The organism is Pseudarthrobacter sp. MOO13, assembly GCF_058267655.1.
On sequence record NZ_CM177848.1, the window covers coordinates 629,806 to 656,270 of the forward strand.

The 26,465-nt window shown below is 67.0% G+C and carries 23 protein-coding genes; 12 read left to right on the forward strand and 11 right to left on the reverse strand.

Annotated features, from left to right (window positions below; genetic code table 11):
• The first annotated feature begins 44 nt into the window (after positions 1 to 44).
• Positions 45 to 2,201, forward strand: coding sequence for a S1 family peptidase (locus AC4EEO_RS02865; protein WP_491339819.1), 2,157 nt, complete (start codon positions 45 to 47; stop codon positions 2,199 to 2,201).
• A gap of 40 nt (positions 2,202 to 2,241) precedes the next feature.
• Here the strand turns inward: AC4EEO_RS02865 and AC4EEO_RS02870 are convergent, their stop codons facing one another.
• Positions 2,242 to 2,682, reverse strand: a complete 441-nt coding sequence (locus AC4EEO_RS02870; protein ID WP_491339820.1) for a PaaI family thioesterase — start codon at positions 2,680 to 2,682, stop codon at positions 2,242 to 2,244.
• A gap of 140 nt (positions 2,683 to 2,822) precedes the next feature.
• Here AC4EEO_RS02870 and paaZ point away from each other — a divergent pair, with 140 nt between their 5' ends.
• From paaZ to AC4EEO_RS02885, 3 genes are all read left to right on the forward strand, one after another.
• Positions 2,823 to 4,934: a phenylacetic acid degradation bifunctional protein PaaZ gene (gene paaZ, locus AC4EEO_RS02875; protein ID WP_491339821.1), complete on the forward strand. Its 2,112-nt coding sequence runs from the start codon at positions 2,823 to 2,825 to the stop codon at positions 4,932 to 4,934.
• Positions 4,935 to 5,193: 259 nt separating this feature from the next.
• Positions 5,194 to 6,392, forward strand: a protein-coding gene (locus tag AC4EEO_RS02880) for an IS3 family transposase (RefSeq protein WP_491338802.1) whose coding sequence is annotated in 2 segments (ribosomal slippage) — positions 5,194 to 5,461 and positions 5,461 to 6,392 — 1,200 coding nt in all. Because the reading frame shifts where the segments join, the coding sequence is not laid out codon by codon here.
• A 182-nt stretch (positions 6,393 to 6,574) separates the two neighbouring features.
• Entirely contained in the window at positions 6,575 to 6,970 is a 396-nt protein-coding gene (locus AC4EEO_RS02885) for a VOC family protein (protein WP_018761734.1), read from the forward strand.
• 85 nt (positions 6,971 to 7,055) lie between these two features.
• Here the strand turns inward: AC4EEO_RS02885 and AC4EEO_RS02890 are convergent, their stop codons facing one another.
• From AC4EEO_RS02890 to AC4EEO_RS02910, 5 genes are all read right to left on the reverse strand, one after another.
• Positions 7,056 to 7,361, reverse strand: a complete 306-nt coding sequence (locus tag AC4EEO_RS02890) for a hypothetical protein (RefSeq protein ID WP_018761733.1) — start codon at positions 7,359 to 7,361, stop codon at positions 7,056 to 7,058.
• A gap of 14 nt (positions 7,362 to 7,375) precedes the next feature.
• Positions 7,376 to 8,500, reverse strand: coding sequence for a S1C family serine protease (locus AC4EEO_RS02895; protein WP_018761732.1), 1,125 nt, complete (start codon positions 8,498 to 8,500; stop codon positions 7,376 to 7,378).
• A 103-nt stretch (positions 8,501 to 8,603) separates the two neighbouring features.
• Complete coding sequence (locus tag AC4EEO_RS02900; protein WP_018761731.1) at positions 8,604 to 9,257, reverse strand: TetR/AcrR family transcriptional regulator; 654 nt, start codon at positions 9,255 to 9,257, stop codon at positions 8,604 to 8,606.
• A gap of 61 nt (positions 9,258 to 9,318) precedes the next feature.
• On the reverse strand, positions 9,319 to 10,671 hold the full coding sequence (gene paaK / locus AC4EEO_RS02905) for a phenylacetate--CoA ligase PaaK (RefSeq protein WP_018761730.1): 1,353 nt from the start codon (positions 10,669 to 10,671) through the stop codon (positions 9,319 to 9,321).
• A gap of 7 nt (positions 10,672 to 10,678) precedes the next feature.
• Positions 10,679 to 11,146 carry a hotdog fold thioesterase gene (locus AC4EEO_RS02910; protein ID WP_018761729.1) on the reverse strand — a complete coding sequence of 156 codons (468 nt, stop codon included), beginning with the start codon at positions 11,144 to 11,146 and terminating at the stop codon, positions 10,679 to 10,681.
• 156 nt (positions 11,147 to 11,302) lie between these two features.
• Between AC4EEO_RS02910 and pta the strand changes: the two genes are divergently transcribed.
• Positions 11,303 to 13,423, forward strand: coding sequence for a phosphate acetyltransferase (gene pta, locus AC4EEO_RS02915; RefSeq protein ID WP_491330537.1), 2,121 nt, complete (start codon positions 11,303 to 11,305; stop codon positions 13,421 to 13,423).
• A gap of 75 nt (positions 13,424 to 13,498) precedes the next feature.
• Here pta and AC4EEO_RS02920 read toward each other — a convergent pair whose 3' ends face one another.
• A complete protein-coding gene (locus AC4EEO_RS02920; protein WP_018761727.1) occupies positions 13,499 to 14,830 on the reverse strand; it encodes an MFS transporter in 1,332 nt (443 codons plus the stop codon).
• Positions 14,831 to 15,070: 240 nt separating this feature from the next.
• Between AC4EEO_RS02920 and AC4EEO_RS02925 the strand changes: the two genes are divergently transcribed.
• The 4 genes from AC4EEO_RS02925 (at position 15,071) to AC4EEO_RS02940 (ending at position 20,043) form a co-directional block, all read left to right on the forward strand.
• Positions 15,071 to 15,796: a GntR family transcriptional regulator gene (locus AC4EEO_RS02925; protein ID WP_491339822.1), complete on the forward strand. Its 726-nt coding sequence runs from the start codon at positions 15,071 to 15,073 to the stop codon at positions 15,794 to 15,796.
• Between the two features lie 166 nt (positions 15,797 to 15,962).
• Positions 15,963 to 17,309, forward strand: coding sequence for an enolase C-terminal domain-like protein (locus tag AC4EEO_RS02930; RefSeq protein ID WP_491339823.1), 1,347 nt, complete (start codon positions 15,963 to 15,965; stop codon positions 17,307 to 17,309).
• Positions 17,306 to 18,850, forward strand: coding sequence for an aldehyde dehydrogenase (NADP(+)) (locus AC4EEO_RS02935; protein WP_491339824.1), 1,545 nt, complete (start codon positions 17,306 to 17,308; stop codon positions 18,848 to 18,850). Before AC4EEO_RS02930 ends, AC4EEO_RS02935 begins: the two co-directional genes overlap by 4 nt.
• A complete protein-coding gene (locus AC4EEO_RS02940; protein ID WP_491339825.1) occupies positions 18,847 to 20,043 on the forward strand; it encodes a fumarylacetoacetate hydrolase family protein in 1,197 nt (398 codons plus the stop codon). Before AC4EEO_RS02935 ends, AC4EEO_RS02940 begins: the two co-directional genes overlap by 4 nt.
• Positions 20,044 to 20,112: 69 nt before the next feature.
• Here AC4EEO_RS02940 and AC4EEO_RS02945 read toward each other — a convergent pair whose 3' ends face one another.
• Entirely contained in the window at positions 20,113 to 20,400 is a 288-nt protein-coding gene (locus tag AC4EEO_RS02945) for a hypothetical protein (RefSeq protein ID WP_018761722.1), read from the reverse strand.
• A gap of 102 nt (positions 20,401 to 20,502) precedes the next feature.
• Between AC4EEO_RS02945 and AC4EEO_RS02950 the strand changes: the two genes are divergently transcribed.
• Genes AC4EEO_RS02950 through AC4EEO_RS02960 form a run of 3 tightly spaced genes read left to right on the forward strand, consistent with a single transcriptional unit; the run spans position 20,503 to position 22,654 of the window.
• Positions 20,503 to 20,859: a VOC family protein gene (locus tag AC4EEO_RS02950; protein ID WP_133830556.1), complete on the forward strand. Its 357-nt coding sequence runs from the start codon at positions 20,503 to 20,505 to the stop codon at positions 20,857 to 20,859.
• Between the two features lie 56 nt (positions 20,860 to 20,915).
• On the forward strand, positions 20,916 to 22,076 hold the full coding sequence (locus tag AC4EEO_RS02955) for an acetate kinase (protein WP_491339826.1): 1,161 nt from the start codon (positions 20,916 to 20,918) through the stop codon (positions 22,074 to 22,076).
• Positions 22,077 to 22,081: 5 nt separating this feature from the next.
• Positions 22,082 to 22,654 carry a GNAT family N-acetyltransferase gene (locus AC4EEO_RS02960; RefSeq protein WP_491339827.1) on the forward strand — a complete coding sequence of 191 codons (573 nt, stop codon included), beginning with the start codon at positions 22,082 to 22,084 and terminating at the stop codon, positions 22,652 to 22,654.
• Here the strand turns inward: AC4EEO_RS02960 and AC4EEO_RS02965 are convergent.
• The 3 genes from AC4EEO_RS02965 to AC4EEO_RS02975 form a co-directional block, all read right to left on the reverse strand.
• The gene (locus AC4EEO_RS02965; RefSeq protein WP_491339828.1) at positions 22,638 to 23,834 is read right to left on the reverse strand and encodes an NAD(P)/FAD-dependent oxidoreductase; all 1,197 of its coding nucleotides are present in this window, start codon (positions 23,832 to 23,834) and stop codon (positions 22,638 to 22,640) included. The genes AC4EEO_RS02960 and AC4EEO_RS02965 overlap by 17 nt on opposite strands.
• Positions 23,835 to 23,838: 4 nt before the next feature.
• Complete coding sequence (locus tag AC4EEO_RS02970; protein ID WP_491339829.1) at positions 23,839 to 24,045, reverse strand: hypervirulence associated TUDOR domain-containing protein; 207 nt, start codon at positions 24,043 to 24,045, stop codon at positions 23,839 to 23,841.
• A 107-nt stretch (positions 24,046 to 24,152) separates the two neighbouring features.
• Positions 24,153 to 26,372, reverse strand: coding sequence for a S9 family peptidase (locus tag AC4EEO_RS02975; protein WP_491339830.1), 2,220 nt, complete (start codon positions 26,370 to 26,372; stop codon positions 24,153 to 24,155).
• Positions 26,373 to 26,465: the final 93 nt, after the last annotated feature.

Genomic DNA, 26,465 nt, shown 5'->3' on the forward strand with positions numbered 1-26,465 from the left:
AGACGGACATGAGCTCAACAGCAGCACCGGTGAAAAAAGCTTCAATGGCGCATGACCTGCGGTTTAGTGCTGTCAGGCTGCGGCAGGTGCTCGCCTTGGGCGCCGCTGCCGGCGTGCTGGCATCCTCCGCGTACGCAGCCGTTCCCGCTTTTGCTGCCGGTGAATCGTCCCTCACTCCGGCCTCGCCGAGTCAGGGTACAGTGTCCCCCAGCCCGGCTTCGGGAACGACAGCCCCGGCGTCCCCGGCGCCGGCACCAACCGCACTTTCGCAGGCCGCCCTCGACGACGCCGTGCAGCGGGACCTCAAGCTCACCCCCCAGCAGTTCGAGGCTGCCGGACAACTCGGTGCCCAGGCAGCGCAGGCGGCCGTCCAGCTGCGCCAGGTCCCGGGCTACGTGGGAATCCGGATCGAGCATGGATCAATTACGGTCAGCGGTTCAGGACGTGGGCTTAAGACCGCCGTTGCCGCCCTCGCGGGCACTATTTCCGGTTTGTCCCTCGAGGCGCCCGCGGTTGGCGCCAGGTCCGAACTGGCGGTCAGCACGGAGCAGCTCTTCCGGGCCTATCTCCGCGACGTTGGGCCGCAGGACCTGCAGGCGGTGATGTACGCCGGCGGAAAGTTCGTGATCAGGACGGGCGGGATCAATGCGCCGGAGGCGTTGTCGCCAGAACCAGCGACGTCGTCCTCGCCGTCGGCAGCCCCGTCGCCCTCGCCGTCGGAGTCGGCCTTGCCGGGGGCCGGAAAGGTCACTCCGGCCCAGTTCGTGTCCCGCTATGCCAACGTCGAGCTCGACGGCGGTACGCCGCTCAAATCCGAGGCGGACGTCGCAGGCGGCATCGGGTACCAGAGCGATATCGGCTATGTGTGTTCCACCGGTTTCTCCGCCTTCGACCCCACAGGCCTGCCCACTGTCCTGACCGCGGGGCACTGCGCTTCGGATGGTGCCGCCAAGACAGCCACCTTGGAGTTCCAAGGCGTGCCGGCGGGCCTGCTGGGGAAGTTCGGCTTCAGCCAGTTCGGAGGCCCGGGGAACACCCGCGTGCTCGACCCCACCACTCCCATCGGTCCGGACCAGGCGGCGGTAACCAACCCTGGCAATGTGGGGACGGACATCTCGGTGATCCAGTCGCTGCGGCAGGACATCGATCCCCTTCCCGCGGCCAGCACGTGGGGGAGCCCGTCACAGCCCGGGCCCGACGTCAAGATCATCGGATCCGAAGACCCCGTTGTGGGAATGCCCATTTGCCGCTCGGGACGAACCTCCGCCTGGTCCTGCGGAACGGTTGACGCCGTCGGCATCTTCATCGTGCCGGGCCCGGGCTACGCCTCGGACAAGAAAGACATCCGCGCGTTCAACGGGTTCCTTTCCTACGGGGTGCAGTCCAGCGGGGGAGACTCCGGGGGACCCTACGTCAGCGGCAACTACGCCGTGGGCACCCACTCGGCAGGGGACACCCCGGACCAAAACGGCAACGTGATCCAAAACTTCGCCGTCGGCGCCACCTTGCGGAACAGTTTGGCCGTACTTCCCGGCTACCAGCTGGAACTGTTCCTCAACAAGCCTTCCGTTACCGCGCCCGCGGCCGGCGGCACCTATGATTCCGGCCAAACCATCGCTGGCACCGTTGCCGCGGCCCCGGCGTCAGCCATCGCCGCCGGGTCCAAGGTCCGGATCACCCTCCAGGGCCAAGGCCCGTTCGAGGTCCCCGTGGACGCCGCCGGCAACTGGAGCTTCACCGCACCCCAAGGCAAGGATCCGCTCCACTTCACGGCCGAGACCGTCAACGGGTACAGCCGGTCGGGCACCACCACCTTCGAGTTCGCGGCCACCCCGCCGGCTCCCACGAGCCCTGCCCCGCCGTCGAGCCCTGCCCCGCCGGCTCCCACGAGTCCTCCCGCCAGCATCGCTACCGCATCCCCGTCACCCACCCAGGCCAGCCCGGCCCCGTCGCCCACCCAGACCAGCCCGGCCGCCGTCGTCACGCCGCCGGCCAGTACCCCTGCACCCAGTACCCCGGCACCAAGTACTCCGCCTGCCGGCCTGGCGATCACAGGCGGCAACGGTTCCGCGGGTGCGGGCGACCTGGCGTACACCGGCGCTACGGCGCTGGTGCCCGCAGCCGTCGCCGCCGCGGCCGCGGTCGCCGTCGGGATCGTGCTTATGGTGCTGGTCAGGCGCCGGAAGCGGGGATCGGACTAGGTTCCGACAGGCTCAACTCCCGGGGACGGCTCAAGCACCGTTACTTGTGGCGCCGCATCAGCAGGTTTGTAATGCGCAGGGTGCAGAGCCGCTGGCCCGCCTCGTTGGTGATCAGCACCTCGTGCGTGGTCAGTGTGCCGCCCAGGTGGATAGGCGTGGCCGTGATGGTGACCTGGCCCTCCCGTGCGGACCGGTGGTGGGTGGCGGATACGTCCACCCCCACAGCGGTCTTGCCCATGGTGCTCGCGTGGATCACGGCGGCCCAGGAGCCCACGGCCTCGCCGACGGCCAGGGAAGCGCCGCCGTGCAGCAGGCCGAAGGACTGCCGGTTTCCCTCCACCGGCATGGTGGCCACCACCCGCTCCACGGACTCCTCCAGGATCTTCACGCCCATCTTTTCGTCCAGCTCGCCCAGCGTGATTTTCCAGAGTTCATGCTGCGACGGCTGGGTGTCGCCGGAATCCTCGTGTGGGGCGCTCATTCGTTCTCCTTTGGTGGCCATGTCAGTCCCGGCCTTCTAGTGTGCGGCACGGCACTTCATGTATGGTGAATATATTACCGAACGGACGGTCAGTAATGACTGCTGTTTGCCTGCCCCAGCGTTGGAAGGACCCGTCAACGATGACCACCACAGCCACAGCTCCCCAGGCCACGGTCGACACCGTGGAGACAGTGCCCAGCTTCGTCAAGGATGCCTGGTGGACGCCCGACGCCGGCTCGTCGGCTTCCGCGGTGCCCGTCCGGGATGCGAGCACCGGGGAGATCCTGGCCAAGGTCAGCACGGAGGGCCTGGACCTGGCCGCCGTCGTCGAATACGGCCGCACCACCGGCCAGGCGGAACTGGGCAAGCTGACCTTCCACCAGCGCGCCCTCAAGCTCAAGGAACTGGCGCAGTACCTGAACGCCCGCCGCGAGCACTTCTACAACTTCTCGTTCCAGACCGGTGCCACCAAGATCGACTCCATGGTGGACATCGACGGCGGCATCGGCGTGCTGTTCACCTTCGGTTCCAAAGGCCGGCGCGAACTGCCCAACTCCCAGGTAGTGGTGGACGGGCCCATGGAGGTGCTGTCCAAGGACGGCTCCTTCGCCGGCGAGCACATCTACACCCGCATTCCCGGTGTTGCCGTCCAGATCAACGCCTTCAACTTCCCGGTCTGGGGGATGCTGGAAAAGTTCGCCCCTGCCTTCCTGGCCGGCGTCCCCACCATCGTCAAACCTGCCACCCCCACCGGTTACGTTGCTGCGGCCGTGGTCAAGGCCATCGTTGAATCCAACATCCTGCCGGCAGGGTCGCTGCAGCTTATTTCAGGTTCCGTCCGCGGGCTGCTGGACGTCCTGGACTACCGCGACCTCGTCGCCTTCACCGGCTCGGCGTCCACCGCAAAGTCGCTCAAGGCGCACCCGAACGTGGTGGAGGGCGGAGTGCGGTTCACGTCCGAGACGGACTCCCTGAACGCTGCCATCCTTGGCCCTGACGCGGTGGAGGGCACTCCGGAATTCGATGCGTTCGTCAAGTCCGTAGTCACCGAAATGACCGTCAAGGCCGGGCAGAAGTGCACCGCCGTCCGCCGCGCCATCGTGCCGCAGGAACTGGTTTCCGCCGTCACCGCCGCGATCGGCAAGCGCATCTCGGAACGCATCGTCCTGGGCGACCCCCGCGGCGCGGGCGTCACCATGGGCGCACTGGCGTCCGTGGAACAGTTAAGGGACGTCCGGGCGGCCGTCCAGTCCATGCTCGCCGCCGGCGGTGAGCTTGCGTACGGAACCCTCGATTCGCCGTCGGTCACCTCGGCCGACGGAACCACCGGCGTGGTGGACGGCGGGGCGTTCATGGCCCCGGTCGTCCTGAACTGGGACAACCCCGAAGCGGACGCAATCCACTCGCTCGAAGCATTCGGACCGGTATCGTCCGTGATCGGCTACCGCGACCTGGCCGACGCCGTCCGCCTCGCCGCCCGCGGCGGCGGCTCCCTGGTGGCCTCGGTCTGCACCAACGACCCCGAGGTGGCCCGGGAACTGGTCACCGGAATCGCTGCGCACCACGGCCGCGTCCTGATGCTGAACCGGGAGGACGCCCGCTCGTCCACCGGCCACGGATCACCGGTGCCGCACCTCGTCCACGGTGGCCCGGGGCGCGCCGGCGGCGGCGAGGAACTCGGTGGCATCCGGTCCGTGCTGCACCACATGCAGCGCACCGCCATCCAGGGCTCACCCAACATGCTCACCGCCGTCACCGGCGTCTGGCATACCGGTGCGGACCGCAACTTCACCGTGGAAACCGAAGGCGCGCACCCGTTCCGGAAATCCCTCGCCACGCTACGGATCGGCGATGCCGTCCGCTCTGACCTGCGGCAGGTCACGCTGGCGGACATTACCGCTTTTGCGGAGTCCACGGGCGACACGTTCTACGCGCACACCAACCAGCAAGCGGCGGAAGCCAACCCGTTCTTCCCGGGCATCGTGGCACACGGCTACCTGCTGCTGAGCTGGGCCGCAGGACTGTTCGTGGAACCCGCCCCGGGCCCCGTGCTGGCCAACTACGGCCTGGAGAACCTGCGCTTCATCACCCCCGTTGCCGCCGGTGATTCAATCCGGGTGACGCTGACAGCCAAGAAGATCACCCCGCGCGAAACGGACGAATATGGCGAGGTGGCCTGGGACGCCGTCCTGACCAACCAGAATGACGACATCGTGGCCACCTACGACGTCCTCACCCTCGTCGAAAAGTAGCCCGGAACGCCCGCTCACTTCCTGCAGCTTCCACCGGGACGCCCGCTCACTTCCTGCGGCTTCCACCGGGACGCCCGCTCACTTCTGGCGGCTTCCACCTGGACGCCCGCTCACTTCCTGCGGCTTCCACCGGGACGCCCGCTCACTTCTGGCAGCTTCAACCGGGACGCCCGCTCACTTCTTTCGGGAAATGGGGTTAGCCTCTGTTGGTGGACACCTGAAGTAGCGGGATCCTGGGATTCTGCGGGAAGGTGTTCTTGTGAGCACGACACGACGTAAATTCACTCCTGAGTATCGGCGGGAGGCCGCGCGTCTGGTGATTGATACGGGCAGGCCGGTCGCGCCGGTGGCCCGCGAACTGGGTCTGGGTGAGCAGTTGCTTGGCCGGTGGGTGGCTCAGGAGAGGGCGCGTTTGGCGGCTCCGGAGGAGTTCGCGGCGGCCGAGACGGAGAAGTCGGAGCTGGAGCGTTTGCGCCGGGAAAATGCGCAGTTGCGGATGGATAACGAGTTCTTGGGAAAAGCCGCAGCCTTCTTCGCCTCCAAGCAGCAGAATCGGAATGCTTCGAACTGATGGAGGCCGAGAAGGCCAACTATCCCGTCCAGCGGATGGCTAGGCTCTTACGGGTGTCCCGGTCCGGGTTCTATGCCTGGCGCCAACGAGTCCATTCAGAAGCCACGGTTCGCGCCGCGGAGCGGGCGGATCTGGATGTGAAGGTCCGAAAGGCGCATGTGAAGTCATGCGGGACGTATGGGGCGCCCCGGATCCGCGCGGAGTTGGCCCGGAATGGGACCGCTGTTGACCGGAAGACCGTTGCGGCGTCCATGCGCCGGCAAGGCTTGGAAGGTATCTCGCCGCGCCGTTTCCGTCCGGTGACTCCGGTCGGGGAGGTCCGGGTGCACTCCATCCCGGATCTGGTGGCCAGAAAGTGGGATACCGGGACCTTGGACGCGGTCTGGATCTCGGACATCACTTACCTTCGCACCGGCGAGGGCTGGGTGTATTTGTGTGCTGTCAGGGACGCCTGCTCCCGGCGGGTGATCGGCTGGGCGATGGACTCGGTCCAGACGGCCAGCCTGGTGGAACGCGCGCTGTGCATGGCTTACGTCCTGCGCGGCGGCGGCCCGGCCGGTGTCGTGTTCCATGCCGACCGCGGCACCCAGTACACCTCCGCCCAACTAAACGACGTCTGCGACAAGCTGGGCATTCTCCAATCCGTTGGCAGGACCGGCGTGTGCTGGGATAACGCGATGCAGGAATCGTTCTGGTCCACGCTCAAGACCGAGTTCTACGACCGCCGCCGCTGGGCAACCAGGCACGACGCGATCATGGCCACGGGTCGCTGGATCGAGGAGTTCTACAACCGCGTCCGATTGCACTCAGCTCTGGGCTTCAACACTCCTGTGGAGCACGAGCTACTGCTCTCCACAGCACAACCTCAGCCGGCACAAGCCGCCTGATCAACTGTCCACGATTTGCGGGCAACCCCAGAAAGTGAGCGGGCGTTTGGGGTTTGGGCGTCGAAAGTGAGCGGGCGTTTGGGGTTTGGGGGTCGAAGGTGAGCGGGCGTATTGGGGAGGGGCTTTTCCGGCAGCTGGGGCGTAAGATTCTGCCCGTAGGAGGTGGCCACATGAACCTTAGAATGAGCACAGCCACAACCATCCTGCCAGTCGACGACGCAGCCCGCGCCCGCAGCTTCTACACCGAAAAGCTCGGACTCCCGCACCGCGGAATGACAGACGATGGAAGCGAATTACTCGGCACCGACGGCGGCCCCATGCTGCAGCTGATGCCCGTCTCCGATGGCAAACACTCCGAGCACACAGCGCTGAGCTTCGAGGTAGCCGACATTGAGGGGACCGTCCGTGACATGGAGGCCAGGGGCGTGATGTTCCAAGACTATGACCTTCCCACCCTGAGGACGGAAAACCACATCTGCACCACGGAATCCGAAAAATGCGCTTGGTTCATGGACACTGAGCACAACATCCTCTGCGTCCACCAGAACCTCGTGGCGAATCCGGAATACCAGGTCTAGGCGCCAAGGGACAAAACCGCAGCAGGGGTGCCCCGGTTTCATCGGGGCGCCCCTGCTGCGGTTTATGGAACGTTTGACCTTGGTGTCAGCTTTCGGCGCCGCCGTGCAGGCCGTCGTCGCTGCTGTCATCCTCGCGCCCGGTACCGTGGCCTTCTTCGCTGCGGTCCGAGAGGTCCATGTTGCCCCTGGCCTCGTCCATGGTGGGGCCTCCCGGCGGGACGCTGTAGGTGTCCGGACGGATGCCGTGGGACTGTTCCTCGATCAGGGCCTGTTCCTCACTGAAGCGGATTGCGTTGGCCTCGTCACCTGAATCACCGGCGATGTCTTCGCGGAGCTTCGAGGGATCCGGAACGATGTACCCTGCCTCGGGTTCTTCCTTTGGGTGGCTCATCTGCTTTTCCTTTCCTATCGGGTGGTATTGGTGGCGGGCCTGTCGGTGAGGTCCACCTTGATGTCCAGGCTTTGGTCGCCGCGCTTGACCTTGAAGCCTACGGTGTCGCCGGGGTTGCGCTTGCGCAGTTCCGCCAGGAGCTTCTCAGGCGTGGTGAGTTCCACGCCCTCCATGGACTGCAGGACGTCGCCGGGCCGGATTCCTGCCCGTCCCGCGGGTCCGTCCGTGTCGGCTGCGAGCACCACCACCCCGGATCCGCCCTGGATGCCCAGCTGGTCCGCAATTTGTGCCGTAAGCTCGCCCGGAGTCAGGCCGAGGTAGGCATGCTTCGCAGTGCCGCTGGCCAGCAGTTCCTCCGCCACGTCCACGGCGGTAGCGGCGGGAATGGCAAAGCCCAGCGAAACGGCGCCCGCGGACGGCGGAATGTAGGCCTCACTGATGCCGATCACCTCGCCGCGCATGTTGATCACGGCGCCGCCGGAGTTGCCCGGACTGATCGGTGCGTCCGTCTGGATCAGGTCCACCAGGGAGAGGCTGTTGGATGCGGAGCCTGGGATGGAGCGGTGAAGCCCGGAAATGATGCCGGCGGTGGCCGTGTTCTCAAACCCGAGGGGTGAGCCAAGGACCAGGGCGCCCTCGCCCACTTTGGGCAGGTTGGTCTGGTAGGTCGGTTTCGGCAGGCCGGTGCGTTTGGCCTGCACCAGTGCCAGGTCGGTGACGGCGTCGCTTGCCTTTACGGTCCCTTCGACGCGTTGCCCGTCGGCGAAGCCCACTTCCACTGTGGTGGCACCACGGATGACGTGCTCGTTGGTGAGGATCAGCCCGTCCGCTGAGTACACCACGCCGCTGCCAAGACCGCTCTGCGTGAAAATGGTGACGACGGACGGTGACAGGTTCTCGACGAGTTGGGGCAGGTTGCCCGCCGCGGTGCCGGCGTCGCCGCCCGGTGCCTGCGTCCCGGAAGCCGGGGCGGAACTGCCCGCGGACGACGACGGTGCCGGGCTTGGGGAGGAACTGCTGGGGACCGGAGGACTTGGCGTTCCGGTGCAGCCGCCCAATGCAAGGCCGGCCGTGAGCACTCCGGCGGCAGCTGCTGCCTGGAGGCGGCGGGAACGCTGCCGATCACTGGCCTGGCTCATCAGGACCTCCCTGCGGGTGGTGGCTTCCTACCACCGTAGCGGGGGAGCCGGGAAAATACCAAGCACGCTTATTATCAGCGGTGATGCGTGCTGGACCAGGCTCCTATCCTTTGCTGTGCAGGCCGTCGAACGCAACGGTGATGACGTCGTCGGCGAGCTTCTCCGGCGACAGCGAACCGCCCGGCTTGTACCACTCCACGATGGAGTTGATCATGCCGAACAGCAGGCGCGAGACGGTCCGGGGATCAATGTCTGCGCGCAGCGATCCTTCGTCGCGGGCAGCCGAAATCAGGCCGGCCACCTTGTGGTCGAAGGTCCGGCGCCGTTCCAGGGCGTCCCGTTCGATCTCGGTGTTTCCGCGCAGGCGCAGCAGCAGGGTGACGAACGGCAGGCGCTCCACGAGCACGGCCACCGTTTGCCGCAGCACGAACTCGAGCCGGGCATCGGCCGCCCCGGAAGTGGCCTCCGGCTGCTCCAGGATGGCTTCAAGCCCGCCCAGGGCGTGGTCCAGCGCGAGCTTGAGCAGGTCGCCCTTGGACGGCACGTGGTGGTAGATGGCGGACTTGGAAATGCCCAGGTTCTCGGCCAGGATGCCCATCGAGGTTGCGTCATAGCCGTGCCGGTTGAAGACGTCGACGGCGATGCGCAGCACAGACTGCTGGTCATAGCCGGGGCGGCCCCGCTTGGTGCCGTTGGCGGCTGTTCCGTGGGCGGCTGGGGTATCGGCGGTGCTGGCAGTTCTGCTGGCGCTGGGCATAGTGGCTAGTTTCTCACGAACGGTCGGTAGGTCCGGGGACGGCGCAGCGCCACCGGAACCATTAAGCCTTCGGGCGGAGGTCGTAGATGCGGCGCAGCTTTCCGTTGGACCGCTCCAGCGAGCCCGGTTCCACTACGTCCACGGTGCACGAGGACCCCACGTGGATCTTGATCTGCTCCTTCAAGGTGCGGGCCGCCGTCGTGCTCTGTTCAACGGTGACGGTGTCCCGGCGTTCGATCCGGACGGTCAGCTGGTCCATCCGCTGGCCCTCGGGCCGGGTGAGCTCGAGCTGGAAGTGCGGGCTGAGTTCGGGGATGCGGAGGGCGATTTCCTCGATTTGGGAGGGGAAGAGGTTCACGCCGCGCAGGATGATCATGTCGTCGCTTCGACCGGTGATGCGGCCCATCCGGCGGTGTGCGGGGCGGGCAGTTCCCGGGAGCAGGCGGGTGAGGTCCTTGGTGCGGTACCGGATGATCGGCAGCGCTTCCTTGGTGAGCGAGGTGAAGACCAGCTCGCCGTGTTCGCCGTCGCGCAGGACGTTCTCCTTGCCGGCCACCGGGTTGAAGGCATCGATGATCTCGGGACGGAAGTGGTCCTCCCAGATGTGGCTGCCGTCCTGGGTTTCCACCGCTTCGCCGGCGACGCCCGGACCCATGACCTCGGACAGGCCGTAGATGTCGCAGGCCTTGATGTCCATCATCACTTCGAGCTCGTGCCGCATCTCCTGTGTCCACGGCTCGGCGCCCAGGACTGCAAACTTCAGCGAGGTGGAGGCGGGGTCGATGCCCATGTGCGCCATCGCGTCGGCGATGGTCAGCAGGTAGGTGGGGGTGGCCAGGATGGCGTCCGGCTTGAAGTCCTGGATCAGCTGGATCTGGCGTTCGGTCTGGCCGCCGGACATGGGGATGACGGTGCAGCCCAGGGCTTCGGCGCCCGCGTGGGCGCCCAGGCCGCCGGTGAACAGGCCGTAGCCGTAGGCGTTGTGGACTTTCATGCCGGGGCGGATGCCGGAGGCACGGAAGCTGCGGGCCACCAGCTTGGCCCAATCAGCCAGGTCCTGCTTGGTGTAGCCGACGACGGTGGGCCGGCCGGTGGTGCCCGAGCTGGCGTGAATCCGGGCTACTTCGCTTTGCGGCACGGCGAACATACCGAAGGGGTACTCGGCGCGGAGGTCGTCCTTGGTGGTGAAGGGAAAGTTGCCCAGGTCCTCAAGTTCGCGCAGGTCGCTGGGGTGGATGCCGGCGTCGTCGAACTTGCGCTTGTACAGCGGGACCCGGTCGTAGGCGTAGGCCACCGTGTGCTGCAGGCGGCTGAGCTGGAGGGCTTCGAGTTCGTCGCGGGAGATGGTCTCTTCGCGGTCCAGGCCTGGGTCGATGCCGGCAGCGGCGGGGGTTTCGGGGGCATGCAGGGTCATGGTTTTCCTACTTCTTGGGGATGGTGCGGCTGCGTCCACGGAACTCGGCGATGAGCTCGCCCGGGGAGCTGGGGTGGGTTTCGGAGGCCGCGGCGGCGTCGGCGGCGAAGATCTGGATGTCGTACAGGCCGCTGCGCCCCGCGCTGGAGCGGCGGTCCGCGACGGCGGTGAGCACCTGGCCGCGGAATGCCGGCTTGAGGAAGTTGATGTCGACGCCGGACGCGACCGTGATGGTGTTTTCCTCGCCCGGTGCAGGCTGGATGGGGTTGCACGCGAGGGCGAAGGCGGTGTCGCCGAAGGCGAAGATCATTCCGCCGTGGGCCATGCCGAAGCCGTTGAGCATTTCCTGCCGGAGGGTCATCCGGATGGTGGCGTGGCCGTCGCTGAGGGCGAGGACCTCGATGCCCATCCATTCGGAGGCGTAGTCGTTTTCCAGGATGGGGTGGGTGGCCCCGGAAAGTGTTGCTTCAGCCATGCGTCATTGCCTCCAGCTTTATTTACCGAATGTTCATTAGGTAATCCCATGAGGGGGGCCGGTGTCAAGGGTGGGCCGCGCGCACGTGTGCCCCCGGGCCGCGTGTAGTGCAAGGATGGGAGGACCGGCACGAGCAAGCACAGCAAAGGGCGGACCATGGCCAAAGGCATCTACGTCAGCGCAACCACCCCTGGGTCGGGCAAGTCCCTGGTGGCCTTGGGCCTGGCGGACACCCTGCACCGGCACGCGGACAGGATCGGCTTCTTCAAGCCCGTGGTCCACGGCCCCTCCGCCGCGGACGACCCCATGGTGGCGTTGATGAAGGCCCGGTTTGCCCTGGACGATGACCTGTGCCGCGGCGGCCTGACCTATGCGGAGGTCCGCGAACTCCTCGCGGCAGGCAACCGCGCGGAGATCGACGCCCTGTGCGTGGAGATCTACGCCGACATTGCCCGGCACTGCGATGTGGTGATCGTGGAGGGGACGGACCTGGTGGGCCAGGACTCCGCCGTCGAATTCGACCTGAATGCCCGGCTGGCCAACAACCTCGCCACGCCCGTGGTGGCCGTGGTGGGCGCGAAGGGGCGGACGGTTGCCGAAACTGCCGCCGCCGTGGAAGTTGCCCGCAAGGAACTTGCCGCCGAACGCTGCTCGCTGCTGGCCATCATGGTCAACAGGGCGGACGCCGCTGACCTGGATGCCATTGCCGCGGCCTTGAAGCCGGGCGCGTCCGGCCGGCCCGTGTATATCCTGCCCGAACTCGAAGAGATCGCCCGGCCCACAACGGGCGAGGTGGCGACGGCCCTGCGTGTCCGGCAGATCGCGGGAACGCCGGATATGGAGCGCGACGTCAAGGACATCAAGGTTGCCGCCATGAACGTGGGCAACTTCCTGAACGTCCTGGACGAGGGGGCCCTGGTGATCGTGCCAGGTGACCGGGCGGACGTAATGGTGGCCTGCCTGGCATCCTCCTTCTCGCCGGAGTTCCCCGTGGCGTCCGCGCTGATCCTCACCGGCGGCCTGGCGCCGGATGCCAACATCTATCCGCTCCTGGCGCAAGCGCCGTTTCCAGTGTTCGCGGCGGACGAGGACACTTACCAGACGGCGCGCCGGGTCTCCGAGGTCCGCAGCGAGATCTGGTCCGGGCACCGCCGCAAGGTAGCGTCGGCGCTTGGCCTCTGGTCCCGCCGGGTGGACGAAGCCGAACTGGTGGAGCGGCTGCACCTTCCGCGGGCCGAACGCATGACCCCGTTGCGGTTCCTGCACGACCTGATCGAACGCGCCCGGGCCCAGCGCCGCCATGTGGTCCTGCCCGAGGGCACCGATGTCCGGATCCTCCGCGCAGCCGAGATCCTGCACCGGCGGGACGTCTGCGACCTCACCCTCCTGGGGCCCGAATCGGACGTCCGCGAGCTGGCCGCAGCCAACGGCATCGACCTGTCAGGAATCACCGTCATCGATCCCGCCACCTCGGAGCTGCGGCAGAAGTTTGCGGAGAAGTATGCCGAGCTGAGGGCCCACAAGGGCGTGGACCTGGCCAAGGCCCTGGAGATCATGCAGGACGTCAGCTACTTCGGCACCATGATGGTCCAGCTGGGAGTGGTGGACGGCATGGTGTCCGGCGCCGCGCACACCACCGCGCACACCATCCGGCCTGCGCTGGAGTTCGTGAAGACCCGCGAGGGCGTGAAGATCGTGTCCTCGGTGTTCCTGATGCTGATGCCGGACCGGGTGCTGGTGTACGGGGACTGCGCCGTGAACCCGGATCCGAACGTCGAACAGCTTGCGGACATTGCCCTGGCCTCGGCCGAGACCGCCGCCCAGTTCGGGGTGGAGCCGCGGGTGGCCATGCTCTCGTACTCGACCGGCGGCTCGGGGTCCGGCGAGGCGGTGGACGAGGTGCGGCAGGCCACCGAACTGGTGCGTGCCCGCCGGCCCGACCTCGCCGTGGAGGGGCCCATCCAGTACGACGCCGCCGTCGACGCCTCCATTGCCGCGTCCAAGATGCCCGGTTCCTCCGTGGCCGGCCAGGCGACGGTGTTCATCTTCCCGGACCTGAACACCGGCAACAACACGTACAAGGCGGTGCAGCAAAGCTCCGGCGCCGTCGCCGTGGGGCCGGTCCTGCAGGGGCTGCGGAAACCGGTGAACGACCTCTCCCGAGGCTGCACGGTGGAGGACATCGTGAACACGGTGGCCATTACTGCCATCCAGGCGCAGGCCCGCGATGCCGGGCCGGAGCGGGCGCAGGTCCCTGCAGAGGCACCGGCGTCCTAGGGCGCCACGCACAAAGGACGACGACGGCACTTTCGCAGGTGCCGTCGTCGTCCATTTGCTTGGGGCGGGGAATTCCTAGGCGGCTGCCTTGACCTGCAGCGGCTGGATCTTGCCGATGACGAACAGGTAGTTGGCGGCCCCGATGAGGGAAATTGCGCCGATCACGGCCAGCGGCGCCACGAAGGATCCGGTCTGGTCCACCAAGACGCCGATCAGGATGGGCGTGAAGATGCCGGCCAGGTTGGAGGCGAAATTCTGCAGCCCGCCGATGGAACCGACGTGGCGTGAACTCGGTGCGACATCAGCCGGCAGCGACCAGATGCCGGTGGCGGCCACCGTGAGGCTGGAGTAGGCGATGGACAGCAGGGCCAGGGCCATCCAGGCCTCCGGGACCAATGCGGCAAACATGATGACGGAGCCGCCGGCCAGGCCACCGGCGATGGCCGTCTTGCGGACCTTGCTGACGGGAGATCCTGCCCGCACGGCACGGTCAGCCAGGTAGCCGCCCAGCCAGCCGAACAGGACGGCGCAGATGCCGGGGATGGCGCCGAAGAAGCCGAGCTTGAGGAGGTCGAAGCCGCGTTCTTTAACCAGGTAGCTGGGGAAGAACGTGATGAAGAAATAGATGGCACTGTTCAGGCAGAAGAAGCCGAACATCATGCTGAGGATGGTGCGGTACTTGAAGAGCGAACGCCAGGGGAGCTTGGCCGCGTTTTCGTCGTCGCTTGCCGCTCCGCGGGCACCGCCCTCCTGGATGTAGCTGACTTCGGCGGCATTGGCGCCGGCGTGCTCCTCCGGGCTGCGGTAGTACTTCCACCACACGGCGGCCCAGATGATTCCAAGGACGCCGATGATGATGAACACCGCGTGCCAGGACGTGAAGGCGACGATCAGGGTGACGATCGGCAGCGCGATCACGGCTCCCACCCGCGAACCGGAGTCCCAGATGCTGGTGGCAAAGGCGCGTTCGCGGACCGGGAACCAGGTGGCCACCACCTTGGCTGCAGTGCTGGGCGCCGGGCTCTCACCCACGCCGAGGAGGAAACGGGCGGCGAAGAGTGACCAGAAGCTGGACGCTGCGGCGGTGACCATGGTGAAGACGGACCACCACACGGCGGCCAGCGAGAACGAGCGGCGCGGGCCCACCTTGTCCACGTACCAGCCGGCGGCGAGCTGGAAGAAGTCATAAGCCCAGAAGAACGCTGCAAAGATCAGGCCCTGCTGGGTGGCACTGAGTTCAAAATCCTTGCCCATGAACGGGAGGGCGACGCTGAGGCTGGAGCGGTCAAGGTAGTTGATGCTCAAGCCAATGAAGGCAAGCCAGATGATCACCCAACGTTTGCGGGTCATGAGGCGGGGTTGCCGGGATGAAGTGGTGATGGAGGTTTTACTTCCGAGCGTAGTCATGCGGTCTCCTTCGACATATACATGGCTTCGGGTGCGGTGCGCACGGCGGGAGGGGGAGGCGCGGAAGGCATCTGCGCCAAAATCATATAGGAATCGGGTTAATCATATAGAAAGTGTGACCCGGATCAAGTCCCCGCCGAAAAAATGCTTCGATGAAGGCTGCGGCGCCCCGTGGCTTATGATTCCCCCAAGCGGCTTCCCGCCGTTCAGTACCAGCAATCCAGTGCAAGAGGTAACCGCGTGCCCCCACGTCAATCGTCCGAAACTTCCCGCGGCAAGGCAGCCGTGCCCGATGTGTATTCGGCGATGCGTGCCTCCATCCTGGAAGGGGAGATTGCTCCCGGCACCCGGATCAACATCGATGCCGTAGCCCGCGGCCTGGGCGTGTCCCAGACGCCCGTCCGTGAGGTGCTGCAGCGGCTTGAAGGCGACAACCTGGTGGTCTACAACCCCGGCCGCGGCTACAGCACCACCCCGTTGCTTGACCTGCCGGAGCTGCGCTCGCTGTTTGAATTCCGGCTCCTTGTGGAACCGTGGGCGGCCCGGGCCGCGGCCGTGGACCGCCTTGCCAATCCGGCCGGCTCGCTGGAAAGGGAGCTGGGCAGTTTCCGTGCCATCATGAAGCGGACCGGCGACCTGCGGCAGGACCTGGTGGCCCATGACACCCGCTTCCATGACACCATCCTTGCCGCCTCCGGGAACCCCGTGGTCCGGCATGCCTTTGCGCAGACCCACTGCCACCTGCACACCTTCCGGCTGTACCCGGCGGACGTGGACGGCGCCATTACCGTGGCTGAGCATACGGCCGTGCGGGAAGCCATCGAGGCCTGCGATCCGGAGCGGGCTGAGGCGGCCATGACTACCCACATCCGCAACTCTTTTGACCGCTTCGCCCAGGCATTCGAGGGTGAGCTGCCGCCGCTGGAGGACGGCGGCCCGCCGCGCAGGCACATCATCACATCCTAGGAATCCGGCGAAAAGTCCCTGTCCGCAAGGGCCGGGCTTTTGGGTTCCCGGGCCGGGCCTGCCGCTGATGGGGGTTGACCTGAATCGCACTTCCTATATGATTTTAGAAATTCGTATAGGAATCGAATCTTTCCCTCCGCCAGTTCCGCTCCGAAAGTTGAGATCCATGCCTTCCATCACGTCCATCAACACCCAGGACGTCCGCTTTCCGACGTCCCTAGAGCTTGACGGTTCAGACGCGGTCAACGTAGACCCCGATTACTCCGCCGCCTACGTGGTCATCCGCACCGACGCGGGCGACGAGGGCCACGGCTTCATCTTCAGCTGCGGCCGCGGCAATGACATCCTGACGTCCGCTATTGACGCCTATGCCCGCCTGCTGGTGGGCCGCGACATCGATGAGCTCATCGGCGACCTCGGCTCGGCCTCCAGGCTCCTGGTCCATGACTCCCAGCTGCGCTGGCTCGGACCCGAGAAGGGCGTCACCCAGATGGCCTGCGGCGCCCTGGTCAGCGCTCTGTGGGACATCCGTGCCCGCCGGGAAAACAAGCCGCTCTGGCTCCTCCTCGCCGAAATGACACCCGAAGAACTGGTCAGCGTGGTGGACTTCACCCACATCCGCGACGCCCTCAGCCCCGAAGAAGCCCTCGAGATCCTCCGCGCCGGCCAGGAAGGCAGGGACCAGCGCATCGCCGAACTCAAGGCCGGCGGCTTCCCCGCCTACACCACCTCCCCGGGCTGGCTGGGATACAGCGACGAGAAGCTGGTCCGGCTGAGCAAGGAGGCCGCAGCCGACGGCTTCTCCATGATCAAGCTCAAAGTGGGCGGGGACATCGACGACGACCGCCGGCGGATGGCCCTGGCCCGCGACGCCGTGGGCGCGTTGCCCATCGCCATTGACGCCAACCAGCGGTGGGAGGTGTCCGAGGCGGTTGAATGGGTCAACCAGCTCGCGGAATTCAACCCGTACTGGATCGAGGAACCCACCAGCACGGACGACATCCTGGGCCACGCAGAAATCCGCAGGGGAGTGGCGCCGGTCCGGGTGGCCACCGGTGAAGCCGTGGCAAGCCGCATCGTGTTCAAGCAGCTGCTCCAGGCCGGTGCCATCGACGTGCTTCAGCTCGACTCCACCCGGGTGGCCGGCGTCAACGAGAACATCGCCATCCTGCTGCTGGCCGCCAAATTCGGGGTGCCCGTCTGCCCGCACGCCGGCGGCGTGGGCTTGTGCGAACTGGTCCAGCACTTCTCCTTCTTCGACTTTGCAGTGGTGGGCCGGAGCCAGGAAAACCGCATGATCGAATTCGTGGACCACCTGCACGAGCACTTCGCCGAACCCGTCCGGATCATCAACGGGCGCTACGCCGCGCCCGAACTCCCGGGTACGGGCGCCGAGATGTTCAGCTCCTCCCGCTCCCGCTGGGAATTCCCCAACGGTGCCGGGTGGCAGGAAGTGGGCAACCGCGCCGCCGTGACCGGCGCAGCCCCGGCCCCTGCCGGAGCCGGCCGGTGACCGCCGGAGCAAGTGCCGCCGTCGGCCTCGCCCCGGACCGTAGCGCCGGGCCCACCACGCCTGGTGCCCTGGACGCGGCAGTGGAAGCCGCGGCAGCTGCCTTTGACCAGGGCCGCCGCGTGGATCCGGCTACCCGTGCCGGCTGGCTCGAAGCGATTGCCGCCGGCCTGGAGCAGGACGCCGGCGGACTGGTGGAAACGGCCGCCTGGGAAACCCACCTTGGTACCGCCCGGCTGGAGGGGGAACTGAAGCGGACCGTCTTCCAGCTGCGGCTGTTCGCGGCGGAAATCCGCCAGGGCGAGCACTTTGACGCCACCATCGACCACGAGGACCCGGCCTGGGGCATGGGTCCGCGGCCGGACCTCCGGCGGTACAACGTGCCCCTCGGCGTCGTGGGCGTCTTCGGCGCGTCCAACTTCCCTTTCGCGTTCAGCGTGATGGGAGGGGACAGTGCCTCGGCCTTGGCCGCCGGTTGCTCCGTGGTGCACAAGGCACACGACGCACACCGCGGACTCGCCGCCCGCACCGCCCGCGTAGTGGCCGAAGCCCTGGATACCGCCGGGGCGCCGTCGGGCCTGTTCTCCCTGGTGACCGGCCGGCAGGCGGGCGAAGGGCTGGTGGACCACCCCCTGGTCAAGGCCATCGGCTTTACCGGATCCACCGCGGGCGGCCGTGCCCTGCTCGACAGGATTGCTGCCCGTCCCGAGCCCATCCCGTTCTTCGGCGAACTGGGTGGCATCAACGCCGTCTTCGTGGCACCCAACGCATGGGCGGCCCGGCGCGCGGAGATCCTCACGGGGTACGCCGGTTCCTTCACCCTGGGCATGGGACAGTTCTGCACCAAGCCGGGGCTGCTGTTCGTCCCCGCGGGGGATGCAGCGGGGATCCGCGCCCAGCTGGTGGAGGCCCTGGCCGGTTTCGCTCCGTCCCGGCTCCTGAGCGACCGCCTGCACGCCGGTTACGCGGATGCCGTGGCCACGCTCCGGGACAGTGCCGGCGTGGATGTCTTGGTGCCAGGCGACTTTGCGGAGGAACCGGCCCCCACGGTTTTGCACACCACTGCGGAGGAAGTCCGGAAGGATCCGCACCTGCTCCGGCAGGAGATGTTCGGCCCCGCCAGCCTGGTGGTGGAGTACCGGGACCAGGTCGAACTGCCCGGGCTGGCGGACCTGCTGGAAGGGCAGCTGACCACCACCCTCCAGGCCCAGGAGGACGACGACGTGTCCGAACTCGCTGCCCGGCTTGCAGACATCAGCGGGCGCGTCCTGTGGAACGGGTGGCCCACGGGCGTCACGGTCAGTTACGCCCAGCACCACGGCGGCCCGTACCCGGCCACCACCTCAAACACCACGTCCGTGGGCACGGCCGCCATCCGCCGCTTCCTCCGCCCGGTGGCTTACCAGTCGTTCCCTGCGTCCCGGCTGCCCGAACCCCTGCAGGACAGCAACCCCTGGCGGGTCCCGCAAAGGGTCGACGGCGTGTGGCAGCATCCGGCCGGACGCACCTGCGTCGGCGGAGCCGGGAAGGAGGGGCAGCAGTGAGCCCGCTGTCCGGGGCAGCACGTTCCGTCCTTCCCGAGGACGCCGACGCGGCGCTGCTCATCGGCCGGGTCTGGGATGGGGAAACGGCGGGTCCGCGCGTGGTGGCCGTCAGCGGGAACACCGTCTTCGACCTGAACCGCCTGGCCCCCACCGTTGCCGCGCTGATGGAACTGCCGGACCCCGCCGCTGCCGTCCGCTCTGCCCTGCTGGATCCCACCATCGCCGAACCGCGGTGGGCGGTGGCCGACGTCGTCAACGCCTCCCTGCAGGGTGACCACACCCGCACCCGGCTGCTGGCGCCCATCGACCTCCAGGTCATCAAGGCCTGCGGCGTGACGTTCGTGGACAGCATGATCGAGCGCGTCATCGAGGAGCGCTGCGCGGGCGACGCCGGGCGGGCTGCGGAGGTGCGGGAGTTGGTGGGCCGTGCGCTGGGCGGAAGCCTGGCAGACCTCCGGCCCGGCTCGGCGGAAGCCGCTGAAGCCAAGCGGGTCCTGGTCGCCGAAGGGCTGTGGTCGCAGTACCTGGAGGTGGGGATCGGTCCGGACCCCGAGGTCTTCACCAAGGCGCCCGTCCTGTCATCGGTCGGCCTCGGCGATGGAATCGGCATCCCGGCCTTCTCGTCCTGGAACAACCCGGAACCGGAGCTGGTGCTCATTGCCACCGCCGGCGGGCGGGTGGTGGGTGCCACGCTGGGCAACGACGTCAATCTGCGGGACGTGGAAGGCAGGAGCGCCCTGCTGCTGGGCAAGGCCAAGGACAACAACGCATCCAGCGCGCTGGGGCCGTTCATCAGGTTGTTCGACGGGACCTTCACGCTGGAGACGCTGCGCGATGAGGAGATCCTGCTGCGCGTGGACGGCCCGGACGGGTACCTGCTGGAGGGCCGGAACAGCGTTGCCCGCATCAGCAGGCCCTTCGAGGAACTCGTGGCCGCCACCCATGGCAAGCACCACCAGTATCCGGACGGCTTCGCGCTGTTCACGGGGACCCTTTTTGCGCCCACCCAGGACCGGGACGAGCCGGGACAGGGCTTCACCCACAAGCACGGCGATGTGGTCACCATCCGCAGCCGCCACCTGGGCGCCCTGGTCAACACAGTGGGTCCATGCGAGGAACTGCCGGAATGGACCTTCGGCCTCCGCCGGCTCTTCGAGTACCTGGCGGGGCAGGGACAGGGCGCCCGCGCCTAGTCTTTTACGGATAAAGGACGACGACGGCACTTTCGCAAGTGCCGTCGTCGTCCTTTGGAATGGGGGAGCCTAGCTGTTGTCCGGCTTGGCTATGCTCTCCGGATCTTCCTCCTTGGCAGGCTCGTCGGAGAGGCCCTGCGGGGTCAGGTCAAGGTCCTCCGGGTGCTCCGGTGCCTGCGGGGCCTCGCCGGTTTCGGCGGCCTTGAGGTTGCCCGTATCGTCCAGGGCGGGGTTGGCCCCCTCCACCACGGTGGGGTCTTTCTTCCCGGAGCCGGAGCCCGCATTGAGCGGGGCGGTGCTGCTGGATCCCGTGTTGGTGGGGTCGTTTTCGTCGATCGAAGTGGGCTCGCTCGTCATGGAAATGTCCTCTCGCCGTGGTCCAGCCTTGTCCGCCGACCATAGGCACACCCGGGGTGCATGCGCAAGGAAAGAGTGCACTCATCGGTTACCATCACTGGCATGCCCGGTACAGCCATCACCACCGCCTTCATCCCCGTCCGCGACCCTCAGGTGGCGGCCCACTGGTACAGCCGCATGCTGGGACTAACCGTCGCGGACGCGAACCGATTCTCGGCGCTCCTTGCCGGCAGCGGAACCGCATCCGTAACGCTGATGGGCCCGGGCAGCGGCATCCAGGTTTCCCCGGGGCTGTCGTGGGCGACGTGCAACTTCACAGTCGATGACCTGGACGCCAAGCGCGCGGAGCTGGCGGAGCAGGGCGTCCCGGTGGGGTCCATTACGGGCTCGCCGGATGTCTGCCTCTTCTTCACGGCCAAAGACCCGGACGGGAACACGCTGCTGCTGACTGACCGTTAGCGGCGCCACCTATAGTGGGGTTTGAACTGCTGACGCCAGGCTGAGGAGGGCCCCGCATGCTCGTGCTCGTCATCAACTCCGGCTCGTCGTCGCTGAAGTACCAGGTCCGCGACGTCGCCGCCGGGACTGTCCTCACCGAGGGGCTGATCGAGAAGATCGGGATGGGCAACGGTGGCGGAGGCGACGGCGAGATCGAGGGCCCGCGGGACCACGCGGAAGCCCTGGAGCAGGTGGATGCCGCCATCCACCAGGAACTGGGTGGCCTGGAACTGGGCGCGGTGGGCCACCGGGTGGTGCACGGCGGCGAGCGGTTTGCCGAACCCGTGCTGATCGACAACGAGATCACCCGTGCCATCGAACGCCTCAACCCGCTGGCGCCGCTGCACAACCCCGCCAACGTCCTGGGCATCCGCGCCATCACCAGGAAATGGCCGGACATGCCGCAGGTGGCCGTGTTCGACACCGCCTTCCACCGGACCCTGCCCGAACACGCATGGCGCTACGCCGTGCCCGACGAGCTCTACACCAACCACGGGATCCGCAGGTACGGCTTCCACGGCACCTCGCACGAGTACGTTGCCCGCCGGTCGGCCGCGCTGCTGGACCTTCCCCCGGAGGAGTTCGACGGCGTCATCGCCCACCTGGGCAACGGCGCGTCGGTCACCGCCATCCGGGGCGGACAGTCCGTGGATACCTCCATGGGTTTCACCCCGCTCGAAGGCCTGGTGATGGGCACCCGCTCGGGCGACCTTGACCCCTCCATCCTGGTGTTCCTGGGCCGCGCCGGGTGGACTCCGGAGGACATCGACTCGATGCTGAACCGGGAATCGGGGCTGAAGGGCCTGGCCGGGAACAATGACATGCGCGCCGTGGTGGAGGCCGCCGAATCCGGGGATGCCAAAGCCGCCATGGCGCTGGCGGTGGCGTCCTACCGGCTGGCCAAGTACATCGGTGGGTACCATGTGGCGGTCGGCGGTGCCAAGGCGCTGGTATTCACCGCCGGGATTGGCGAGAATTCCTCCCAGTTCCGGGCGCTCGTTGCGGACCGGCTGGGCGCCCTGGGCATAGAGCTCGACGCCGGCCTGAACGCCAAACGGTCAAGGGAGCCGCGCGTGATATCCGCACCGTCCTCCGCGATCCCCGTCCTGGTGGTTCCCACGGATGAGGAACGCGCGATCGCCGAGGCGACGGCCGCCGTCGTCGGTTCAAACAGGTAACCGGCATGCCGGAGATCCTGCTGCCAATCCGCACCGACCGGCTGGTCCTGCGGCGCTTCGAAGGCCGCGACCTGGACGCCTTCCACGCCTACCATTCACTCGCCGAGACGGCCCGGTTCCTGCCGGGACCGGCCAAAAGCTACACCAAATCCATGGAGTACGTGGGCAAGTACGCCAACTTCGTGTACGAGAAGGAGGGCGACTGGCTGTCGCTGGCCATCGAGGCCAAAGATGAGCCGGGCCTCCTGGGCGAAGTGGTACTGAAGTGGCTCCCGGGCCGCGGGCAGGCGGAAATCGGCTGGTCCACGGCACCGCAGGCGCGCGGCAAGGGGTACGCCACCGAGGCCGCGGCGGCGGTCCTGGACCTCGGCTTCGGGGACCTCGGCCTGCGCCGGATCGAGGCCCGGCTGGATGAGCTCAACACCGCCTCCGCGGCGCTCTGCCAGCGGCTGGGGATGCGGCTGGAGGCGCGGCATGTGGACAAGTGGTTCTACAAAGGCCAGTGGGCCACCGAACTGGTCTACGCCGTCCTGGCCGACGAATGGAGCGGGGAAAGGAAACCTACGCCCGGCCCTTGAGGATCAGGTTCCAATAGATCTTCGGGAAGAGGTCCCGGTCCACCACCCAGGACAGCCTGCTCTCATTCCAGGTGGGAACGTGCGGGATGCTGGGCTTGACCCGGTACTGGTCGTCGAATTCGGCGAACACCACGGTGTCCCGCGATACCGTGAACGGGCACACCGAGTACCCGTCATACTGTGTTCGCAGCGGCTTTCCCTTGCGGGCGGCCACCAGGTTCTTCGCCAGGACTGTGGCCTGCTTTCGCAAGGCGCCGCCGGACTTTGAGTTGGCGGTCCCCGCAGCGTCGCCCAAGGACCACACATTGTCATGCCGCGGGTGCCGCAGCGTCTGGCGGTCCACCTCCACAAAGCCGCCGGAGCCACCGGCGGCCGGCAGGTCCGTGGCCTTGAGCCAGTCCGGGGCGGACTGGGGCGGGACGGCATTGAGGACGTCGTACGTAAGCTCCTCGGTGATGTTTGCGGCGTGGTCGCGGATGGTTGCCCTGCGCTCGCCGGGGTTGACCGCAACCAGTTCGCTGTTGGTCCGCAGCTCGATCCCGTACTCGGCGATCTTCCGGTCCAGCTCCCGGTCCACCTCCGGTACCCCGAAGACGGTGGAGTACGGCTGGACCATCACCACCCGGATTTTGTCCAGGACGCCTTGCTCCCGCCAGTAGTCGCAGGCAAGGTACATGGGCTTCTGGCTGGCTCCGGCGCACTTGACGGGCCCGGCGGGCATGGTGAACACGGCGGTGCCGGAGGCCAGGCCGCTGAGCAGGGTCCAGGCCTTGGGGGCAAGGTCGAACTCGTAATGGGAGGCGCCGTGTGGCGAGTGCACGGCGTCGGCAAGGCCCGGAACGGCGTCCCAGTCATACTGCAGGCCCGGGCACACCACCAGTTGCCCGTAGCCAACGGAGGCTCCGGACGCCAGGGTGACCGTGTTCGCGTTGGCGTCCACGTCCACCGCGGCATCCCGGATCCAGGTGACGCCCGCCGGTGTCACCGACTCCTGGGTCCGGACGGCTTCCCGGGCCTGCGCCCGGCCGCCTGCGATGTGCGAGAACAGCGGCTGGTAGAGGTGGTGGTCCTTGGGTTCGACCACCGCCACATCCTGGACGCCGTAGCGCTGTAACCTGGCCGCCAGCGAGATGCCGGCGTTGCCGCCACCGATAATGACAACCTCGTGGCGGGCAGCCACGGGCCTACTTCTTTTCGGTCAGGGCGGATGCCTTGTGCGCCGCGCGGGCGCCGGTGTTGGCCGATTCCACCACATACTGCGGCTCATCCTCGCTGGCGCGGTGCGTGTTGCCGTCGAGTTCGAAATCGCTGGTTTTCTTTTCCACGATCTTGCCGTGGGTCTTGCCTTGTGAAGTGTTCCACTCCACGTGCGTTCCCTTGCTTAATGACATGCCTGCCCCTTTTGGTAGCCCGGACCTTTGCCCGGATCGGAAAACAAGTGCCCCACAATGGTAAGCATGATGAGCATTTCCGGGAACAGGGCGGTGGCAGGCAGGCGCTACTGCTTCAGCCCGGCGCCTGGAAGCAGCCCGGTGGCGCCCAGGGCGTCGGCGATGAAGGCGTAGTCCCACGCACGCTCACGCCACTGCACATAGCGTCCGGAGGCCCCGCCGTGGCCGCCGTCCATCTCGATCTTCATGACGATGGGCTCGGACCCGGTGGTCTTGTTCCGCAGCTCCTGCACCCATTTGGCGGGCTCGACATACAGGACCCTGGTGTCGTTGAAGGACGTCACGGCCGCGATCTTGGGGTAAGCCACCGCCCGCACATTCTCGTACGGCGAATAGGACTTCATGTACGCGTAGGCCTCGGGGTCCGTGATGGGGTTGCCCCATTCCTCCCACTCCAGGGCGGACAACGGCAGGTCCGGGTCCAGGATGCTGGTGAGCGGATCCACGAACGGCACCTGCGCCACGATCGCCGCGTACTTCTCCGGCGCCATGTTGGCCACGGCGCCCATCAGCAGGCCGCCCGCGGAACCGCCCAGGGCCGCGATCCGCGCCGGGTCCACCCAGCCGGAGTTCGCCAGCCAGTCCGTGGCGTCGATGAAATCGGTGAAGGTGTTCTTCTTGGTGAGCTTCTTGCCGTCCTCATACCAGTGCCGGCCCAATTCGCCGCCGCCACGGATGTGGGCGATCACGAACACCACGCCACGGTCCAGCAGGGACAGCCGGGCGATGCCGAATCCGGGGTCCATGCTCATCTCGTAGGAGCCGTACCCGTAGACCAGGCCCGCTGCCGTCGCATCCTGCTTGACGCCCTTGTGCCGCAGGACGGAGAGCGGGATGCGCGTGCCGTCGCCGGCGGTGGCCCATTCGCGGGTGGCGATGTAGTCGCTTCCGTCGTAGCCGCCCAGTACCGGGCTTTCCTTGCGCAGCAGCAGGTCGCCGGCGGGCAGTTCGGGGGTGGGGAGGACGAAGTCGTAGATCCGCGACGGCGTGAAGTAGGACGTGTAGCCGAGCCGGATCACCGGGGCGTCGTAGTCCGAGCCGCCTACCCCGGCGGTGTACAGCTCCTCATCGAAGGCAGGCTCCACCGGGGCCTGCTGCGCGGGCGTGCCCAGCCCGGCCAGCCCCATCACCTGGACCCGCTCGATGGTGTCCTTGCGGACGGAGACGATGAGGTGGGTGGAGGTGACGCCCGCGCCGTTGACGCGGACGTCGTCGGAATGCTCGACGACGGTCTGCCAGGTCTGTTCGGCCAGCGGCTTGTGCAGCTCAGCCGGGTCCGTCAGGGAGGCCATCGAGTTGATGGCGCCGCGGTTGTGGGTGAGCAGGATCTTTTCTTCGCCGTCCAGCAGGAAGGGTTCTGCCTCGTAAAGGATGCGTTCGTCCCGCGAAATGACGGTGCTGACCGTTGCGGCGGGGTCGTCGAAACGGAGCAGCCGGGTTTCGCTGTACTCCGAGCAGCCAATGCCGAGCACCAGGTAGCGCCGGTCCGCGGAGAGCTCGAAGCCCAGCCACATGGCGGGATCGTCCTCCTGGTACACCACGGTGTCGTCGGCCACGGGCGTGCCCAGGACATGGGACTTGACCTGGTAGGGGCGCCAGGACTCGTCCACCACGGTGTAGAAGAGGCGGGTGCCGTCCGGGGAGAAGGAGACGCCATAGAAGATGTTCTCGATGACATCCGGCAGCAGCGTGCCGGTGCGAAGGTCCTTGATCCGGAGGGTGAAGCGCTCATCGCCGGAGTTGTCCACCGCGTAGGCGTAAAGGTGGCCATCGATGGTCACGGCGGTGCCGCCCACCGAGAAGAACGGCTTGCCCTCAGCTTCGACGTTGCCGTCCAGCAGGACTTCTTCGCCCGGGATACCCATGCCGGCCTCGACGGCCGGCGGAGTCCAGTCGGCCACCTTGTCCCCGGTGTCCTGCGCCTTCACTCGGCAGTGGATGCCGTATTCCTTGCCCTCTGCCGAGCGGCTGAAATACCACCAGCCGTCCTTCCGGTGCGGGACGGAAAGGTCGGTTTCCTGGGTGCGGCCCTTGATCTCCTGGAATATGGCCTCGCGGAGCGGCTCCTGGCCGGCGGTGACCGCTTCCTGGTACTCGTTTTCGGCCCGCAGGTGCGCCACCACCTCCGGGGATTCCTTGTCCCGGAGCCACTCGTAGTTGTCCACGAAGGTCTCCCCGTGGTGGGTGCGTTCGGTGGGAATCTTCTTGGCAACCGGGGGTGCCGGGACGGAGGTGCCGGTGGAATCCTGCAGCGGGGTGGAGGTCATGGATTCAATATATAGACCCGTCCCTGCAAGTCCGCAGGCCGTTCGCTGACGGGGGAGCGGCGGACCGGACCGCACGGGACGAAAGACTCTGGG